The organism is Salegentibacter haimaensis (assembly GCF_054121495.1).
The window spans coordinates 19,275-35,752 of sequence record NZ_JBSYGH010000016.1 but is presented as its reverse complement, the minus strand read 5'-3'; the positions used below and the strand labels follow the sequence as shown (position 1 = coordinate 35,752).

17 protein-coding genes are annotated in these 16,478 nt (G+C 39.7%); 7 read left to right on the top strand and 10 right to left on the bottom strand.

All coding sequences use genetic code 11. The annotated features are described in order from the left end of the window. Window positions 1-11: 11 nt before the first annotated feature. The 5 genes from ACW6QP_RS13615 to ACW6QP_RS13595 all read right to left on the bottom strand — a co-directional run bounded on the left by ACW6QP_RS13615 (window position 12) and on the right by ACW6QP_RS13595 (window position 5,986). The gene (locus tag ACW6QP_RS13615; protein ID WP_457911418.1) at window positions 12-557 is read right to left on the bottom strand and encodes an RNA polymerase sigma factor; all 546 of its coding nucleotides are present in this window, start codon (window positions 555-557) and stop codon (window positions 12-14) included. Between the two features lie 326 nt (window positions 558-883). Beyond that, complete coding sequence (locus ACW6QP_RS13610; protein ID WP_457911417.1) at window positions 884-2,707, bottom strand: ABC transporter ATP-binding protein; 1,824 nt, start codon at window positions 2,705-2,707, stop codon at window positions 884-886. Between the two features lie 6 nt (window positions 2,708-2,713). Then, complete coding sequence (locus tag ACW6QP_RS13605) at window positions 2,714-4,444, bottom strand: phospho-sugar mutase (RefSeq protein ID WP_457911416.1); 1,731 nt, start codon at window positions 4,442-4,444, stop codon at window positions 2,714-2,716. A 48-nt stretch (window positions 4,445-4,492) separates the two neighbouring features. Then, on the bottom strand, window positions 4,493-5,452 hold the full coding sequence (locus tag ACW6QP_RS13600) for a glycosyltransferase family 2 protein (RefSeq protein WP_457911415.1): 960 nt from the start codon (window positions 5,450-5,452) through the stop codon (window positions 4,493-4,495). Window positions 5,453-5,455: 3 nt separating this feature from the next. Further along, the gene (locus ACW6QP_RS13595; protein WP_457911414.1) at window positions 5,456-5,986 is read right to left on the bottom strand and encodes a DUF4199 domain-containing protein; all 531 of its coding nucleotides are present in this window, start codon (window positions 5,984-5,986) and stop codon (window positions 5,456-5,458) included. 150 nt (window positions 5,987-6,136) lie between these two features. Here ACW6QP_RS13595 and ACW6QP_RS13590 point away from each other — a divergent pair, with 150 nt between their 5' ends. Together ACW6QP_RS13590 and ACW6QP_RS13585 are read left to right on the top strand one after the other, a co-directional pair. Beyond that, window positions 6,137-6,388: a type B 50S ribosomal protein L31 gene (locus tag ACW6QP_RS13590; protein ID WP_093406431.1), complete on the top strand. Its 252-nt coding sequence runs from the start codon at window positions 6,137-6,139 to the stop codon at window positions 6,386-6,388. Between the two features lie 127 nt (window positions 6,389-6,515). Next, window positions 6,516-7,688: a GlmU family protein gene (locus tag ACW6QP_RS13585; protein ID WP_457911413.1), complete on the top strand. Its 1,173-nt coding sequence runs from the start codon at window positions 6,516-6,518 to the stop codon at window positions 7,686-7,688. On the opposite strand, the gene ACW6QP_RS13580 is transcribed toward ACW6QP_RS13585, so the two are convergent. After that, window positions 7,685-7,948 (bottom strand): hypothetical protein, encoded by a 264-nt coding sequence (locus tag ACW6QP_RS13580; RefSeq protein ID WP_457911412.1) that lies wholly within the window; start codon window positions 7,946-7,948, stop codon window positions 7,685-7,687. The genes ACW6QP_RS13585 and ACW6QP_RS13580 overlap by 4 nt on opposite strands. Before the next feature lie 126 nt (window positions 7,949-8,074). On the opposite strand from ACW6QP_RS13580, the gene mtaB reads away from it, so the two are divergent. Then, window positions 8,075-9,406: a tRNA (N(6)-L-threonylcarbamoyladenosine(37)-C(2))-methylthiotransferase MtaB gene (mtaB, locus tag ACW6QP_RS13575; protein WP_457911411.1), complete on the top strand. Its 1,332-nt coding sequence runs from the start codon at window positions 8,075-8,077 to the stop codon at window positions 9,404-9,406. Here mtaB and ACW6QP_RS13570 read toward each other — a convergent pair. Further along, window positions 9,403-9,705, bottom strand: a complete 303-nt coding sequence (locus ACW6QP_RS13570; RefSeq protein WP_457911410.1) for an N-acetyltransferase — start codon at window positions 9,703-9,705, stop codon at window positions 9,403-9,405. The genes mtaB and ACW6QP_RS13570 overlap by 4 nt on opposite strands. A 25-nt stretch (window positions 9,706-9,730) precedes the next feature. Further along, window positions 9,731-9,895: a hypothetical protein gene (locus tag ACW6QP_RS13565; RefSeq protein WP_457911409.1), complete on the bottom strand. Its 165-nt coding sequence runs from the start codon at window positions 9,893-9,895 to the stop codon at window positions 9,731-9,733. A 157-nt stretch (window positions 9,896-10,052) separates the two neighbouring features. On the opposite strand from ACW6QP_RS13565, the gene ACW6QP_RS13560 reads away from it, so the two are divergent. Beyond that, window positions 10,053-10,751, top strand: coding sequence for an alpha/beta hydrolase (locus tag ACW6QP_RS13560; RefSeq protein WP_457911408.1), 699 nt, complete (start codon window positions 10,053-10,055; stop codon window positions 10,749-10,751). 12 nt (window positions 10,752-10,763) lie between these two features. Beyond that, a complete protein-coding gene (locus ACW6QP_RS13555) occupies window positions 10,764-11,723 on the top strand; it encodes a lytic transglycosylase domain-containing protein (protein WP_457911407.1) in 960 nt (319 codons plus the stop codon). Between the two features lie 32 nt (window positions 11,724-11,755). Here the strand turns inward: ACW6QP_RS13555 and ACW6QP_RS13550 are convergent, their stop codons facing one another. Together ACW6QP_RS13550 and ACW6QP_RS13545 are read right to left on the bottom strand one after the other, a co-directional pair. Then, window positions 11,756-12,472, bottom strand: coding sequence for a TlpA family protein disulfide reductase (locus ACW6QP_RS13550; RefSeq protein ID WP_457911406.1), 717 nt, complete (start codon window positions 12,470-12,472; stop codon window positions 11,756-11,758). Window positions 12,473-12,613: 141 nt separating this feature from the next. Further along, on the bottom strand, window positions 12,614-13,129 hold the full coding sequence (locus ACW6QP_RS13545) for a DUF2892 domain-containing protein (protein WP_457911405.1): 516 nt from the start codon (window positions 13,127-13,129) through the stop codon (window positions 12,614-12,616). A gap of 154 nt (window positions 13,130-13,283) precedes the next feature. Between ACW6QP_RS13545 and rpmH the strand changes: the two genes are divergently transcribed. Beyond that, window positions 13,284-13,442, top strand: coding sequence for a 50S ribosomal protein L34 (rpmH, locus tag ACW6QP_RS13540; RefSeq protein ID WP_457911404.1), 159 nt, complete (start codon window positions 13,284-13,286; stop codon window positions 13,440-13,442). Between the two features lie 102 nt (window positions 13,443-13,544). Further along, a complete protein-coding gene (carB, locus tag ACW6QP_RS13535) occupies window positions 13,545-16,397 on the top strand; it encodes a carbamoyl-phosphate synthase large subunit (protein WP_457911403.1) in 2,853 nt (950 codons plus the stop codon). Window positions 16,398-16,478 lie beyond the last annotated feature (81 nt).

Genomic DNA, 16,478 nt, shown 5'->3' with positions numbered 1-16,478 from the left:
CATCTAAAGGTTTAATTACTCTTCAGGTATTCTTCAATTTTTTTGGCGGCTATATGATACGAAGCTTTTAAAGATCCTTCACTGGTCTCCAAAATCTCTGCCATTTCCCTGTATTTTAATTCCTGGAAATATTTCATATTAAACACCTGCTGTTGTTTGGCGGGAAGAGTGGCGATAGCTTTCTGCAATAATAACTGTATGCGTTCGCCTTCGAAATACACATCGCTTTCAAGGTTATTGATCACCTGCTCCTGTAATTCTTCTGAAGTAATCTTTAAGCGCCTTGCCTTTTTGCTGATGAAATTTAGAGATTCGTTGGTAGCAATTCGATACATCCAGGAGTATAACTGGCTCTCTCCTTTAAACTGAGCTATATTTTTAAAAATTTTAAGAAAAGTGTTTTGCAAGACGTCGTGAGTGTCGTCGTGGTCCTTCACCATATTTCGTATATGCCAGTAGAGGCGTTCTTTATAAAGGCCAATCAATTCCCGATAGGCTTCCTGAGCGGAGCTATCTTCCTGCAAACGTTGGATTAATTGATTTTCAGACGGATTCAAAAAAAATAAATTTTCGGTATTAGTAGTCTAAATGCTATGACAGTAAATGTACATAAAAGTTTAAAGCAGAATTTGCAGTTTAATTTTGTAGGAATTGTAATCTCGACATTTGTTAAAAAATCGATAAGAGGTAGCTAAAAATCGCCAATTTATACCTTTTAAGTTTGTGGGAATGATTTTTTATTTTACATTTACCACACAATAATGATTTAAACCTTTTTTGCCCCAAACAAGATTAGATTTAAATCTCTTTTTATTTTCATTTGCCCCAAGATGGAAATAACTAAAAAATGGATGAGCCCTGCTTTATCCATTTTTTTATGCGCTTAATCGAAGCTTTGCATTTCTACTAATTTGCGGTAAGTTCCATCTTTGGTCAAAAGCTCATTATGCCTCCCCTGTTCTACAATTTCTCCTCGTTGCATTACTACGATTCTATCGGCATTTTGTATGGTACTTAGCCGGTGCGCAATGACTACCGAGGTGCGGTTTTTCATCATATTTTCCAGGGCTTTCTGTACCAGTTTCTCGCTTTCGGTATCCAGGGCAGAGGTAGCCTCATCTAAAATCATAATTGGCGGATTCTTTAAGACCGCCCTGGCAATCGAGAGCCTTTGCTTTTGGCCTCCGCTAAGTTTGTTTCCGCTATCTCCAATATTGGTATCTAAACCTTTAGGCAGATCTTTTACAAATTCCCAGGCATTTGCAATTTTTAATGCCTCGATTATTTCTTCATCGCTGGCATCGCTTTTACCAAGGTTTATATTGTTTCGAATGCTATCATTAAAAAGTATACTATCTTGAGTAACCAGTCCCATTAAATCTCTTAAGCTGGCCTTTTTAATTTCTCTTATATCGGTTCCATCTATTGAGATACTTCCCTCATTTACATCGTAAAATCTCGTAAGCAAATTGGCGATGGTAGATTTTCCGCTTCCCGATTGACCTACCAGGGCTACGGTTTCACCTTTGCGAACTTCCAGGCTAAAGTTCTTAAGGACTTTTTCTTCCTCGTAGGCAAAACTTATATTTTCAACTTTAATATTACTGTCAAAGCTGGTTTTTTCCCGGGCATTGGGAGCATCGGTGAGATTGGAAGGGGTTTCCAAAACTTCCAAAATTCGTTCGGCTGCTGCATTTCCTTTTTTAACGCTGTATGAGGCTTTTGAAATTTGTTTGGCCGGAGTGAGGATGTTATAGGCAAGACCCAGAAACGCAATAAAAGTTGCGGCTTCAAGACTGCCTTCTACCAATACCATATTTCCGCCAAACCAAAGAATTACCACGATCACGAAAATTCCCAAAAATTCACTGGCAGGAGAGGCAAGGTTTTGCCGGTTAACAAGTCGGTTTAAAATTCCGTTTAGGCGATTTGTAGATTCTTCGAATTTTCCGCGGAATTTAGCTTCAGCATTAAATCCTTTAATGATTTTTAAGCTCGAAAGCGTTTCCTCTACAATGCTCAAAAAATGCCCGTTTTCTTCCTGTGCCCGGTGCGATTGTCGTTTTAAGCTTTTTCCGATTAGCGAAATAATAAATCCGGAAACCGGTAAAAAGATAAAAACGAACAGGGTTAATTGAGGGCTCATTACCAGCATCGCGATAATGGTGAAGATGATGGTTAAGGGCTCGCGAACTATAAGCTCTAAAATTGATAGAAAGGAGTACTGTACTTCATTCACATCGGCCGTAATCCTTGAAATACTGTCGCCTTTGCGTTTTTCAGAAAAATAAGAAACCGGCAATTCAATGATTTTTGCATAAATCGCATTCCTCAGATCACGTAACACGCCATTTCTCAAAAAAGTAAGAAAAAAAGCAGCCAGGTAGCCGAAGATATTTTTCAGAAAAAATAAGAGAACTACTATCCCGCAGATAAAAAGCAGGGCCGAAATTTCGTCTTCGGCCACCCGCATACTTACGTGGTAGTTGAAATATTCAATCCCATAATCTTTGATATCGGCCAGGCCGGTATAAACAGGTTTTTCATACACCCGCTGGGTTTGGTCGAAGAGAACCTGAATTACAGGGATTAACGCGATAAACGATAATGTGCTGAAAAGCGCGTAAAAAATATTGCAAATAATATTCAAAATCGCGTACTGCTTATAGGGCGCAGCGAATTGAATAACCTTTTTAAAATATGACATATGTTATTATCCCAGTTGTAACTCTGCTTTTATACGTGAAATTTTATTGGCCAGTTTTTGGTTTTCAGCATCGAAATTTTCAATCGAATCGAGTTTGGAATTTACACTGATGTAAAATTTGATCTTCGGCTCTGTCCCGCTGGGCCTGGCAGCTATTTTGGTGCCATTTTCAGTATAATAAATCAACACGTTAGACTGCGGAATATCAATTTTTGTTTCTGAATTTTCCTGAAGATTTTTAGCCAGGGAAGTTTGATAATCTTCTACCAGCACCACTTTTTCACCGTCTATCTCTTTCCAGGGGTTTTCTCTAAGGTCCACCAGCATTTGCTTGATTTCTGCCTCTCCCTGAATTCCTTTTTTAACCAGTGAAATTAATTCTTCACGGTATAGGCCATAATCTTTATATAGCTGAAGCAATTGCTTATAGAAGGAGCTTCCGGCAGCTTTCATTTGTGCCGCAATTTCACAGGCCAGTAGAGTAGAAGTAGCGGCATCTTTATCACGCACAAAATCGCCTACCATAAACCCGAAACTTTCCTCACCACCACCAACAAAATCCAACTGCCGATTATCTTTTATCAATTTCGCGATCCATTTAAACCCGGTGAGTACCTCGTGATATTGGGCACCAAAAGCTTCGGTGATATTTTTCATCATTGGGGTGGAAACGATGGTAGAAGCCACAAATGATTTTTTAGATAATTTGCCCTGCTTTTTCCATTGCTCCAGCAAAAACCAGGTCATCACCAACATGGTTTGATTTCCATTAAGCAAAATCATTTTTCCATTAAGGTCCCGTACGGCCACCCCTAATCTATCGGCATCGGGATCGGTGCCAATAACGATATCGGCATTTTTTTCTTCGGCCAGCTTGAGAGCCATTTTAAGGGCTTCAGGTTCTTCGGGGTTAGGGGAAACAACGGTGGGAAATTCACCGTTAGGTTCCATCTGTTCCTTCACCTGATAAACATTTTTATAACCGGCGCGTTCCAAAACTGCAGGATTAGATTTGATCGCAGTTCCGTGCAAAGAAGTAAAAACTATTTTAAGGTTGTCTTTAGCGCTTTGTGATGTGTCAAAGCTTCCGTTATCTACTGAAGCCTTTATAAAAGCCTCGTCTACTTCAGCGTCGATAAAATGAATTAAATCTTCTTTCTTTTTGAAGTTGATTTCTTCAAATTCTAAATTATTGATGATCTTAATAAGTTTCGCGTCGTAGGGCGGCACTAACTGTCCTCCATCCTGCCAGTACACTTTGTAACCGTTATACTCGGGTGGATTATGGCTGGCGGTGAGCACGATCCCGGCCTGGCAATCTAAATATTTTACAGCAAAAGAAAGCTCGGGGGTAGGTCGCAGTTCAGAAAAAAGATAAACCTCAATATCATTTGCTGAAAAAACCTCTGCTACAGTTCTGGCAAGTTCTTTTGAATTTCGACGGCAGTCATAAGCGATGGCTACCTTAATTTTTTCACCTGAAAATTCTTCCTTTAATAAATTGGAAAGCCCCTGCGTATTTCTTCCCAGCGTATATTTATTGATGCGATTAGGACCAACACCCATTATCCCGCGCATTCCTCCGGTTCCAAAGGCCGCATTTTTATAAAAACTCTCCTCTAATTCGGTAGGATCGTTTTCGATTAAATGATTGATCTGGGTTTGGGTCTCGCTATCGAATATATCCTTAAGCCAGGTTTTGGCCCTGGAAAGAATTTCAGGTTTAATTTCAGACATAATAATTGGTTTGTTAAGGCAAAAATACGGATTATAGCCTTAAAAGAATTATAAATTCGGGGTGGTTTTCTTAATCAGATAGCGGTCTTTCTCTCTTTTCGATCTTAAGATCAATTCGCCCAGGAAACCGGCGAGGAATAACTGGGAGCCGATAATCATCACCGTTAAGGCAATATAAAACCAGGGATTTAGGGCTACCAGAATATTGGGCTCATTATGATACATTTTCCAGAGTTTGGAAATACCAATCCAACCGGCCGAGATGAATCCGAAGAGAAACATTAGCACGCCCAGGGCTCCAAAGAGGTGCATAGGTCTCCTTCCAAATTTGGATAAAAACCAAATGCTTATAAGGTCCAGAAATCCATTGATAAAGCGTTCTGCTCCAAATTTGGTTTTCCCGTATTTACGAGCCTGGTGCTGTACTTCCTTTTCGGTGATTCTGGAAAAACCTGCATTTTTAGCCAAAACCGGAATGTAGCGATGCATCTCGCCATACACATCTATATTTTTAATCACCTCTTTGCGATAAGCCTTAAGGCCGCAATTAAAATCATGCAGTTTTACACCTGAAGTTTTTCGGGCTGCGGCATTAAAGAGTTTGGAAGGTAAGTTTTTGGTAAGCACGTGGTCATAGCGCTTCTTTTTCCAGCCCGAAACCAGATCGTAGCCTTTATTTTTTACCAGGTCGTAGAGTTCGGGAATTTCTTCAGGGTTATCCTGCAGGTCGGCATCCATAGTGATCACCACCTCGCCACGGGCTTCCAGGAAACCGGCGTGCAATGCCTGGGATTTCCCGTAGTTTCGGTTAAATTTTATGCCTTTTACGGCTTCATCGTTTTGAGCTAAAGCTTCTATTGTATTCCAGGAATTATCGGTACTGCCATCATCTATGAAAATGATCTCATAAGAAAAGGAATTGGACCGCAATACTTTTGCGATCCAATTATAAAGTTCTGCCAGAGATTGTTCTTCGTTGAGTAAAGGTATAACGACCGATATCTGCATTTATTAAATTTTATTAGGGTCTTTTTCTCTAAAGATTAGCGCGATAAATAGACCAATTACTGCAAAGAACACCAATTGGAAGGCATAGCCTTTAAGTTGTTGAACAGGTCCGTAATTATCTTGATTTTGCATTTCTGTAAGAGCTTTATCTATTTCAGTTTGCGGAGTTCCGAACCTTTCTAACATTCCCCGGGTTGACTCCATGGTATTTTCCAAAATAACTTGTGAAGCTTCAGTGTCAATAACATTGAAAAGTAGTATTGAAAATAATACTGAAATAAATGTTCCAATAAACACAGTAAGAAAATACGCTGAAAAGGCAGATTTAAATGTAAATAATTGAGTACTTGCTTTCTTTGCTTTAAATACACTAATTATTCCTAGAATAATAATTATAACTAATAATGCAATACCAAACCACCAAGTACTAAATAGACTTAGGTCGAAGGCGTAAGCTAAAACAGTTAATATAACTAATAAAATAGCCAGGTAAGTGCCATAAGCTGTCGCAACTGATTTAATTGATTTCTCCATTTTTAAATAATTGATTGGTTATACCTGGATTAGTAAGCAAATATAGCAAATCGTTACATTGAAGGATGATTTTAAATTTTTTTACTTTCCCTGTTGGATTTATAATGTAAATGCTTAAATTTGCAGCTCGAAAATAAAAAGAACAAAGCGATGAAGCAGGGAATCCATCCGGAAAATTATAGATTGGTAGCATTTAAAGATATGTCTAACGAAGATGTATTCATCACCAAATCTACCGCTAACACCAAAGAAACCATTGAAGTTGATGGAACTGAGTATCCATTGGTGAAATTGGAAATTTCAAGAACCTCACACCCTTACTATACCGGGCAAACCAAATTGGTGGATAGTGCAGGTCGTATTGATAAATTCAAGAACAAGTACAAGAAATTCAAAAAGTAATTTCTACCAGTATATACAAGCTAAAGGCTGCCAAATGGCAGCCTTTTTTGTTTCTTTAACTTCAATTTAAAACCTGAATTTTTCACAAATTAATTTTACGTGTAACTTTGGGCTTAAATAAGTGCGGATGAATTATATATTATTTGACGGCCCTGCCAGAAAGCAGCTGTTGCCGTTTACCTTTACCCGACCTGTGGCCGATATTCGTATTGGAATACTAAGCATCAGGGAAAAATGGGAACACTTGCTGGGCTCGACCACCTCTACGGTAACCGAAGATTACCTTTCGGGAAAATGGCCAATGGTAGAACTGGAAGAGAATATCATGATCAATGCTTCCTTTCTTCCCAACCCGGCATTCCTGGAGCAAATTCAGAATTTAAAACCTAATCAGGCTATTTTTTTTGAAGAAGAAGTAGTTGCCTTTCATCACTATGAAGACCAGGAAGTCGACTTTGAAAACTTCGAGCATTTAGAGCTTTCCGAAGGGGTTATCCAGGTAAAACATACCTGGGATATTTTCTCAAAAAACGCTGAAGCCATTGCTGCCGATTTTGAAATGCTTACCCGCGACCGGGAAAGTCAGCCCATACCAGATTCAAATTTTGTAAAAAATACGGAAGCTATCTTTATAGAAGAAGGGGCCGAAGTAGAAAATTCTTCGCTAAATGCCTCCACAGGACCTATATATATAGGTAAAAATGCAAAAATTCTCGAAGGCTGTTTAATTCGGGGACCATTGGCGCTTTGTGAAGGAGCTGTACTGAAAATGGGATCTAAAATATACGGGCCCACCACCCTTGGGCCTCATTGTCGTGGCGGTGGAGAAATAAACAACGCGGTGATGTTTGCCAATTCCAACAAAGGCCACGAAGGCTATTTGGGGAATTCGGTATTGGGGGAGTGGTGTAACCTGGGTGCCGACACTAATAACTCCAATCTCAAGAACAATTATGCCGAGGTGCGACTGTGGGATTATGAAACCGAAGGTTTTGCCAGAACAGGGCTTCAGTTCTGCGGGCTTATGATGGGAGATCACAGCAAATGTGCGATCAATACTATGTTTAACACCGGTACAGTCGTAGGCGTAAGTGCAAATATCTTTGGCGCCGGATTTCCCAGAAATTTCGTGCCTAGCTTCAGTTGGGGGGGGAGTGCCGGAATGAGCACCTACCAGACTCGAAAAGCATTCGAGGTGGCCGAAATTGTGATGAAAAGAAGAGAGCAGGAATTTTCAGAAGAAGACAAAGAAATACTGGAACATGTATTTGAAGAAACTTCAAAATACCGCAGATTTTAGCTAAGCAAAAAGAAAAATATCAGTAATATAGAAACGCCAAGGACAGCAAGAATTAGTAATAATTTTTGCTGTCTTTTTTTATTCTGAAGCTGAAGCCTTTGACTTATTTCCTTCAGTTTTTCAGGATCGCTTTTTTCTGTGCCAATACCCTGAAGCCCTGAGCCGGTTACTTTTTGGTATTTATCGGTTTTAGATTTTCTGGGTCGGCGGTTATTTTTCATTATAACATTGGCGCCGCTAGTGCTTCCTCCAAAGCCCATAATTATATATTTTTAGGAAAGATACTAAAACTTGGGAGAGCTATTGGCTATCAATTTTCCAGAACAGATTAAAGTTGGTATATTTGCAGCCCTAAAAAACAGCATAACAACAGAAACAGGCAGGTGATGAATACTAAAAAAGTGGCTTTTTACACCCTGGGTTGTAAACTTAATTTTTCAGAAACCTCTACGATCGCAAGGTCTTTTAAAGATGAAGGTTTTCAACGGGTAGATTTTGAAGAAAAAGCCGACATCTACGTAATCAATACCTGTTCGGTGACCGAGAATGCCGATAGACGTTTTAAAGGAATAGTAAAACAGGCTCAAAAGGCTAATGATGATGTTTTTGTGGTAGCCGTGGGTTGTTATGCGCAACTCAAACCCGAAGAACTCGCCGATGTAGAGGGGGTAGATTTGGTTTTGGGAGCCACCGAAAAATTTAAAATCACCGATTACCTTAACGATCTCAGCAAAAACGATAAGGGCGAGGTGCATTCCTGTGAGATAGATGATGCCGATTTTTACGTGGGAGCCTATTCCTTTGGAGACCGTACCCGGGCTTTTCTTAAAGTGCAGGATGGCTGCGATTATAAATGTACCTATTGTACCATTCCGCTGGCGCGGGGAATATCCCGAAGCGACAAGCTGGAGAATGTCTTGCAGAATGCTTCGGAAATTTCAGCAAAAGGAATAAAAGAGATCGTTTTAACCGGGGTAAATATTGGGGATTACGGCAAAGGTGAATTCGGAAACAAAAAACACGAACATACTTTTCTAGATCTGGTTAAAGCTTTAGATGAAGTTGATGGAATTGAGCGCCTGCGAATTTCTTCTATAGAACCAAATCTGTTGAAAAATGAGACCATAGATTTTGTAGCTCAAAGCCGCACTTTCGTGCCTCATTTTCATATTCCCTTACAAAGCGGAAGCAATGATATTTTAAAATTAATGCGACGCCGCTACCTGCGGGAACTCTACGTAGACCGGGTAGAGCAAATTAAAAGAATTATGCCCCAGGCCTGCATTGGGGTAGATGTGATCGTAGGCTTCCCGGGAGAAACCGACGAGCATTTCCTGGAGACCTATAATTTCCTGAATGAACTCGATATTTCCTACCTGCACGTTTTTACTTATTCTGAAAGAGATAATACTCCGGCTGCCGAAATGCAGGGAGTGGTTCCTGTAAAGGTTCGAAAGAAACGCAGCAAAATGCTTCGTGGTCTTTCTGCTAAAAAGCGCAGGGCTTTTTATGAAAGTCAGTTAAATACTGTGCATAGCGTGCTTTTTGAAGGCGAGAATAAACAGGGGTATATTCACGGGTTTACCGAAAATTATGTAAAAGTAAAAGCGCCCTGGGATCCCGGGTTGGTAAATACCCTGCGCGAAATCAAGCTAAATTCTATCGATGAAGATGGCCTGGTGCGTTTTGAATTTATGCCAGAAAAAGTGGCTATCTAAATATTTATACCTACCGGAAGCAAATCCTTATATTTTCGCCGGTTTTTTCGCATATATTTTACGATTTCGGGGCTGGTGGGCATTACCCGGGTATTGCGTTCTTTTAATTCATCCAGTACTTTTTTAATGAAAGCCTCATCGTAACCCTTCTCTTTGAGCGCGTCTGACATTATTAGCTTTGTAAGAAAGATTTTGCGCTCCTGCTGAGCGTATTCGATGGTGGCGAGTTCATGATCAACAGTGGTTTCGAACTGTCTCTGGAATTCATTATCAGTAATTTTCAAGTCTTCTGCATTCATTACTTATAGGGATTTGGGAGATTTCTCAGGGAGAAACCAGGGGAAACATATTTTTTCGGATGCCTGTTAGAGCGATAAAATCGGGATGATTAGAAAGATTCTTCAGCATAGAAAATGAAGAAAACGACCTGTATTTTCTAAGCAATACAGGGGGAGAAAAACTATTGGCGGTCTTCAAAAAAATCTTCATTATTTTTTTCTTTCGTATTGTGAAAGCCAATAAAATAGCAGTAATTTTGGTAAGGTTTCAACTTAAATATTATTATTAAAATTAGTCGAAAACTCATTGTACTCAATGAGTAAATTTACAGCTTAATCCCTGCAAAGTCTGTTATATCCTTGTTAAAATGACTGATGATCAGCCTCTTATTCATGTTTATTTTATGCCCGGAATGGCTGCCAATGCCAGCATTTTTGAATTTATAAAACTTCCCGAAGAGAAATTTAAGATGCATTTTCTGGAATGGATAATTCCATACGAAGATGAAAATCTTGAGCAATACGCCAAACGCATGAATACTTATATAAAACACGAAAATCCGGTGCTTATTGGAGTATCTTTTGGCGGGGTTGTTGTGCAGGAAATGAATAAGTACAGGGATTTTAGCAGGATTATCATCATCTCCAGTGCTAAATGCCGGGATGAATTGCCAAGGCGAATGAAATTTGCCGCCAAATGGGGTATTTTTAAATTGATCCCCACCAGTTTGCTGGACTATGTAGATCATTTCGAAAAACTGGCGGTAGGCGATTTTTTTAAAAAAAGGGCGCGTTTATATAGAAAATATCTTTCAGTTAGAAATCACAGGTATTTGAACTGGGCGATTAAAAATATGGTGTTATGGGATTGCGAGAAACCAGCTTCCAATATCATTCATATTCACGGAGATAAAGACGAGGTTTTTCCGCATAAATATATAGGAGACTGTATAACGGTAAAAGGTGGAACACATGTGATGATTGTAAACCGGTTTAGATGGTTTAATAAATACCTTCCGGAAATCATATTAACGGGCAAAATATCAAAAAAGAGAAAAGAAAATTAAAAAAACCAGGCTATGAAACTAATTAAAAAAGCATTGATAGGAGTAGGCTTTTTAACTGTAATCGCAGTGAGTATAAATGCAGTACAAAATGGCTCTGCTTATGAAAAAGAAAATTCAGAAGAAAAAAATACTTCTGAAGCGAAATTGAATCTAAGAGACGGCTATAATATCTATGCCTTACCAATGCCCGAAAATTTAAATTTCGCGGGTGAAAGAGTGCCTCTCGAAGATCCCGATGTGTACGAGCGAATGGATAGGGAGCTGCTGGTAAATACTTACTGGCAATCTAATGCCCTGCTTTTGTTTAAAAGAGCTCATAAATATTTCCCTATTATGGAGCCTATTCTAAAGGAATACGGGGTGCCAGATGATTTTAAATACCTAGCCGTAATCGAAAGCGGACTCACCCAGGCCGTTTCTCCTGCACGTGCCATTGGTTTCTGGCAAATTCTGGAAGGCACCGGGAAAGATTACAAGCTGGAGATAAATTCTAATGTAGATGAGCGTTACCATATCGAAAAATCTACCCGGGTGGCCTGTGAATACCTTTTGAAATCAAAACAGAAATTTGGTAGTTGGACTATGGCAGCTGCTGCTTACAATGCCGGAGATCGCGGAGTGCAAAGACAGTTAGACCGTCAAAAAGTGAATGATTACTATGATCTCCTGTTAGGTGAGGAAACCGGAAGGTATGTATTCAGAATTATCGCCTTAAAAGAGATAATGAATCACCCTCGAAAATACGGGTTTAATTTCTCTACCGAAGATCTTTATGCTCCGGTTGCCACAAGAAAGGTAAAGGTTGATACCGCAGTTTCAGATTTTGCCGACTTTTCTAAAAAACTCGGGATTAACTATAAGATTCTAAAAATTCATAATCCCTGGCTTCGCGAAGCCCATCTGAACAATGCCTCCAGGAAAACCTATTATTTAGATATTCCTGAAGAAGGTGTTTATCCTTCAGCAGAATAGGGGGTAAGGTTATTCCCGAAAAGTTTTGAAAATTAATTAGGAAGCGCAACCAGTTCCATTTCGGAAGGCTCGGGTTGTGCTTCTTCATTTATAAGGTGAGTGGCGATACCTTCCTGTAGGCTTTCATAATTAATTCTGAAAGATTCTTCAGCCGAGGTTTGATAGGGATGTTCCGGGTTTCGGGTAATGTGAACGATCTGTTTAGTGCCGTCTAATAAAAAGCAGGTAGGAAGTCCCAGGGAGTGTTTAAGGTTTTTTATAACGAAGGCGTTGTGATTTTCCTTTTCGTCTATATAAACCACCGTAATTTTTTTGTCGTATTCTTTGGCCAGTTTTTTGGCAGCCTCCTGGCTATCCCACAGTAAAATTACAAAGTCGATTTTATCTGAATATTTTCTGGCCAATTCATTAATAGCCGGAATTTCACCCTCGGTCGGAACTCTCCAACTGGCGTGGGTCATTAAGTAAACCGGCTTTTTAAAATCGTAGATCGAAACCTCTTTTTTATTCAGCTTTTTAAATTTGAAGTCGTCCATATAACTCCCGGCCAGTTGGTGTTTGGTAAGACTATCAAATAATTGCTCTGCACGCTCGTAGTCCTTCTGTCTAAAGGCTTTTTGAGATTTTTGAGTGTATTTGGGAAGATGCATAAAAAGAGCTTCAGAAAAATATGTTTTTATATTTTCCTCGTTTTGTGCCTGGGTGAGTAACCCAAATAATAAGAAGAAAACGAGTAGAAGTCTCTTCATAGGTAGCCATGTAGGGATTTGGATTATAAAGGTAATTCCCTGCTATGGCTTATTAAAAAATTATCGGTAAAAGGCTCGTTTTTTAGCTAAAAGTAAAAGATGTGTAAAGCATAGGAAAAATTAACTAAAATTATACAAACTTTAGATTTTTTTCATCTGCTGTTTCATCATTTTTATCTGGTCTTTTAACATTCCGTGTTTGTCGAGTTTTTTAGCCTCTGCCAAAAGGTTGGTGGCTTCTCTTTTTCTGCGTTTGGTCATCGCAATTCCTGCCAGGTTTAATTTGGCCATCGCCAAATCCTGATCCATAGATAAGCCCAGTTTAATGGCGCGTTTAAAGAATTTTTCGGCCTGGGTAATATTGGTCTGTGAAAGCATAAGTCCGTGTAGGTACCAGTAATATCCCTGTTGTTTTTGAGTAAGAGCAGCTTCTGGATTTTTAATTTTATCCAGCCATTTTTTTGCGCCGGCAAAATCCTGTTTCCTAAGTCTTAAAAAGGCCAGTAATATCATCTCGTTCTTGAAATACAGGAATATGAAAATAAGGGATAGCAGAATAAACATTATTCCGTTTCCTATATTGCCTTCTACAAATTGCCAAACGGCCAGGGCGACAATTATTCCCGCCAGTACGATCTTGATATTTTTATTGAACATGTGATGCTTTATTTTTGCAGAGCGCAAAGGTAGTAAAAACAATTAAAAATTATTTAGGATAGGTGCTTGCGGGAGTTAAAAAGCTTTGTATATTTGCACGCAGTTTTAAAGACACTAAGTAAACGAATTATCAGAAGATTTAAAGATATTTAAAATGAAAAGAACGTTTCAACCATCTAAAAGAAAGAGAAAGAATAAGCACGGCTTCAGAGAGCGTATGGCTTCTGCAAACGGGAGAAAAGTACTGGCCCGAAGACGAGCTAAGGGAAGAAAGAAATTATCTGTATCTTCTGAACAAAGACACAAGCACTAATGAATTTTAGTTGTGAGAATATAAAGGTGTTACTTTTTTAAGTAACGCCTTTTTTTATATCCTGTCACTTCGTTATTTTTATCATCTATACAACTCATTACAATGCCCAAAAACGAAAACCTCAAAAGTATTTTAATCATAGGATCGGGACCTATAGTAATTGGTCAGGCCTGTGAATTCGATTATGCCGGAACTCAATCTTTAAGATCTTTACGTGAAGATGGAATTGAAACCATTCTCATCAATTCCAATCCTGCCACGATAATGACCGATCCATCGATGGCAGATCACGTGTACCTGAAACCTTTAACCACCAAATCTATAGTAGAGATCCTTAAAAAGCATCCTAATATAGATGCGGTTCTTCCCACTATGGGTGGGCAAACCGCTCTTAACCTTTGTATCGAGGCCGATGAAAAGGGAATTTGGGAAGATTTTGGAGTAAAACTTATCGGGGTAGATATAGACGCGATAAACATTACTGAAGATCGTGAGAAGTTTAAGCAATTAATGGGTAAAATCAACGTACCTGTAGCCCCGGCCAAAACCGTGACCTCTTTTCTTCAGGGAAAGGAAGTAGCTCAGGAATTTGGTTTTCCTTTGGTGATTCGCGCCTCTTTTACCCTGGGTGGAAGCGGAGCCGCCTTTGTTCACCGCGCCGAAGATTTCGATGAACTGCTTTCGAGAGGTTTGGAAGCTTCTCCTATTCACGAAGTACTAATCGATAAAGCCCTGCTGGGTTGGAAAGAATATGAGCTGGAGCTACTTCGCGATAAAAATGACAATGTTGTAATTATTTGTTCTATCGAAAATATGGATCCTATGGGAATTCATACCGGTGATTCTATTACCGTTGCACCGGCGATGACCCTTAGTGATACTGCATTCCAAAAAATGCGGGACCTTGCCATTAAAATGATGCGTAGCATTGGTGACTTCTCAGGAGGTTGTAATGTGCAGTTCGCGGTAAGCCCCGATGAGAAAGAAGATGTTTACGCTATTGAAATCAACCCGCGGGTTTCCAGGTCTTCGGCCCTGGCTTCAAAAGCAACCGGATATCCAATTGCTAAAGTAGCTACCAAACTCGCTTTAGGTTATACCTTAGATGAACTCGATAACCAGATTACAAAATCAACTTCTGCACTTTTTGAACCTACTTTAGATTATGTGATCGTAAAAATTCCGCGTTGGAATTTCGATAAATTCGAGGGCTCAGATCGCACTCTGGGGCTTCAAATGAAGTCGGTAGGAGAGGTGATGGGAATCGGAAGATCTTTCCAGGAAGCTTTGCATAAGGCCACTCAATCGCTTGAAATTAAGAGAAATGGTTTAGGTGCAGATGGCAAGGGTTATAAAGATTACGACCAGATTATCGATAAATTAACCCATCCAAGCTGGGACAGGGTATTTGTGATTTACGATGCGATTCAACTGGGAATTCCGCTTAGCCGCATTCACGATATCACAAAAATTGATATGTGGTATCTAAAGCAATACGAGGAATTGTATGCACTCGAAGTAGAAATTTCGACCTATGATATCAATAATATTCCGAGGGAATTATTGCTGGAAGCCAAACAAAAAGGATTCGCCGACAGGCAAATCGCTTATATGCTGGATTGCTGGGAAAGCGAAGTGCATAAAAAAAGGGAAGAACTAAAAATCAACCGGGTTTTTAAATTGGTTGATACCTGTGCTGCAGAATTTAAAGCTGAAACTCCTTACTATTACTCCACCTTCGAAGCTGAAATTCAAACCGCCGATGGGAAACGTTTCGTAGATAACGAGAGCAAGGTTTCTGATAAAAAGAAAATCGTGGTACTGGGATCGGGTCCTAACCGAATAGGCCAGGGAATCGAATTCGATTATTCTTGCGTTCACGGGGTTTTAGCCGCCGCCGAGTGCGGTTACGAAACCATTATGATTAACTGTAACCCCGAAACCGTTTCAACCGATTTCGATATAGCCGATAAACTCTATTTCGAACCGGTATTCTGGGAGCATATTTATGATATTATTCGTCACGAAAAGCCAGAAGGTGTTATCGTTCAGCTGGGTGGGCAAACAGCCTTAAAACTTGCTGAAAAACTGGATCGCTACGGAATTAAAATTATGGGTACCAGCTTTGAAGCCCTCGATCTGGCCGAAGATCGCGGAAGCTTCTCGAAATTGCTGAAAGAAAATGATATTCCTTACCCCGATTTTGGCGTAGCCGAAACCGCCGATGAAGCCCTGGCGCTGGCCGAAGAACTCGATTTCCCAATCCTGGTAAGACCTTCTTACGTGCTTGGCGGGCAGGGAATGAAGATCGTGATCAATAAAGATGAACTCGAAGCACACGTGGTAGATTTACTGCGCAAGATTCCGAATAATAAATTATTGCTTGACCATTATCTTGATGGGGCTATAGAAGCTGAAGCCGATGCGATTTGTGACGGGGAAGATGTCTACATCATAGGAATTATGGAACATATCGAACCCTGCGGAATTCACTCGGGTGATTCAAATGCTTTGCTGCCCCCCTTTAACCTGGGAGACCTGGTGATGGAGCAGATTAAAGATCACACCAAAAAGATCGCCCTGGCGCTTAATACCGTTGGATTGATCAATATTCAGTTTGCAATAAAAGATGACAAGGTCTTTATTATTGAAGCCAACCCAAGAGCCTCGAGAACCGTACCTTTCATAGCCAAAGCTTACGGAGAACCTTACGTGAATTATGCTACCAAGGTAATGCTGGGCCATAAGAAGGTGAAAGACTTTGATTTTAATCCTAAGCTAGAAGGTTACGCTATCAAGCAACCGGTCTTTTCTTTCAATAAATTTCATAAAGTAAATAAGCAATTAGGGCCTGAAATGAAGAGTACTGGAGAAAGCATACTCTTTATCGATAGTCTTAGAGACGATGCTTTTTATGAATTGTATTCAAGAAGAAAGATGTACCTGTTTAAATAAACAAGTAAATTCTAAAACGAAAAAAGCTGCCTGGTTCCCCGGGCAGCTTTTTTATTTTTTATGGGATTATTTACTTCCTGC

Bases quoted from the DNA above. Each gene is read 5' to 3' on its own strand.
- ACW6QP_RS13605 (WP_457911416.1), bottom strand. From the start codon at position 4,444: ATGTCTGAAATTAAACCTGAAATTCTTTCCAGGGCCAAAACCTGGCTT.
- ACW6QP_RS13560 (WP_457911408.1), top strand. From the start codon at position 10,053: ATGACTGATGATCAGCCTCTTATTCATGTTTATTTTATGCCCGGAATG.
- ACW6QP_RS13600 (WP_457911415.1), bottom strand. From the start codon at position 5,452: ATGCAGATATCGGTCGTTATACCTTTACTCAACGAAGAACAATCTCTG.
- ACW6QP_RS13570 (WP_457911410.1), bottom strand. From the start codon at position 9,705: ATGAATGCAGAAGACTTGAAAATTACTGATAATGAATTCCAGAGACAG.
- ACW6QP_RS13580 (WP_457911412.1), bottom strand. From the start codon at position 7,948: ATGGGCTTTGGAGGAAGCACTAGCGGCGCCAATGTTATAATGAAAAAT.
- ACW6QP_RS13555 (WP_457911407.1), top strand. From the start codon at position 10,764: ATGAAACTAATTAAAAAAGCATTGATAGGAGTAGGCTTTTTAACTGTA.
- ACW6QP_RS13590 (WP_093406431.1), top strand. From the start codon at position 6,137: ATGAAGCAGGGAATCCATCCGGAAAATTATAGATTGGTAGCATTTAAA.
- ACW6QP_RS13595 (WP_457911414.1), bottom strand. From the start codon at position 5,986: ATGGAGAAATCAATTAAATCAGTTGCGACAGCTTATGGCACTTACCTG.
- ACW6QP_RS13585 (WP_457911413.1), top strand. From the start codon at position 6,516: ATGAATTATATATTATTTGACGGCCCTGCCAGAAAGCAGCTGTTGCCG.
- ACW6QP_RS13545 (WP_457911405.1), bottom strand. From the start codon at position 13,129: ATGTTCAATAAAAATATCAAGATCGTACTGGCGGGAATAATTGTCGCC.
- carB (WP_457911403.1), top strand. From the start codon at position 13,545: ATGCCCAAAAACGAAAACCTCAAAAGTATTTTAATCATAGGATCGGGA.
- ACW6QP_RS13550 (WP_457911406.1), bottom strand. From the start codon at position 12,472: ATGAAGAGACTTCTACTCGTTTTCTTCTTATTATTTGGGTTACTCACC.
- ACW6QP_RS13610 (WP_457911417.1), bottom strand. From the start codon at position 2,707: ATGTCATATTTTAAAAAGGTTATTCAATTCGCTGCGCCCTATAAGCAG.
- ACW6QP_RS13565 (WP_457911409.1), bottom strand. From the start codon at position 9,895: ATGAAGATTTTTTTGAAGACCGCCAATAGTTTTTCTCCCCCTGTATTG.
- rpmH (WP_457911404.1), top strand. From the start codon at position 13,284: ATGAAAAGAACGTTTCAACCATCTAAAAGAAAGAGAAAGAATAAGCAC.
- mtaB (WP_457911411.1), top strand. From the start codon at position 8,075: ATGAATACTAAAAAAGTGGCTTTTTACACCCTGGGTTGTAAACTTAAT.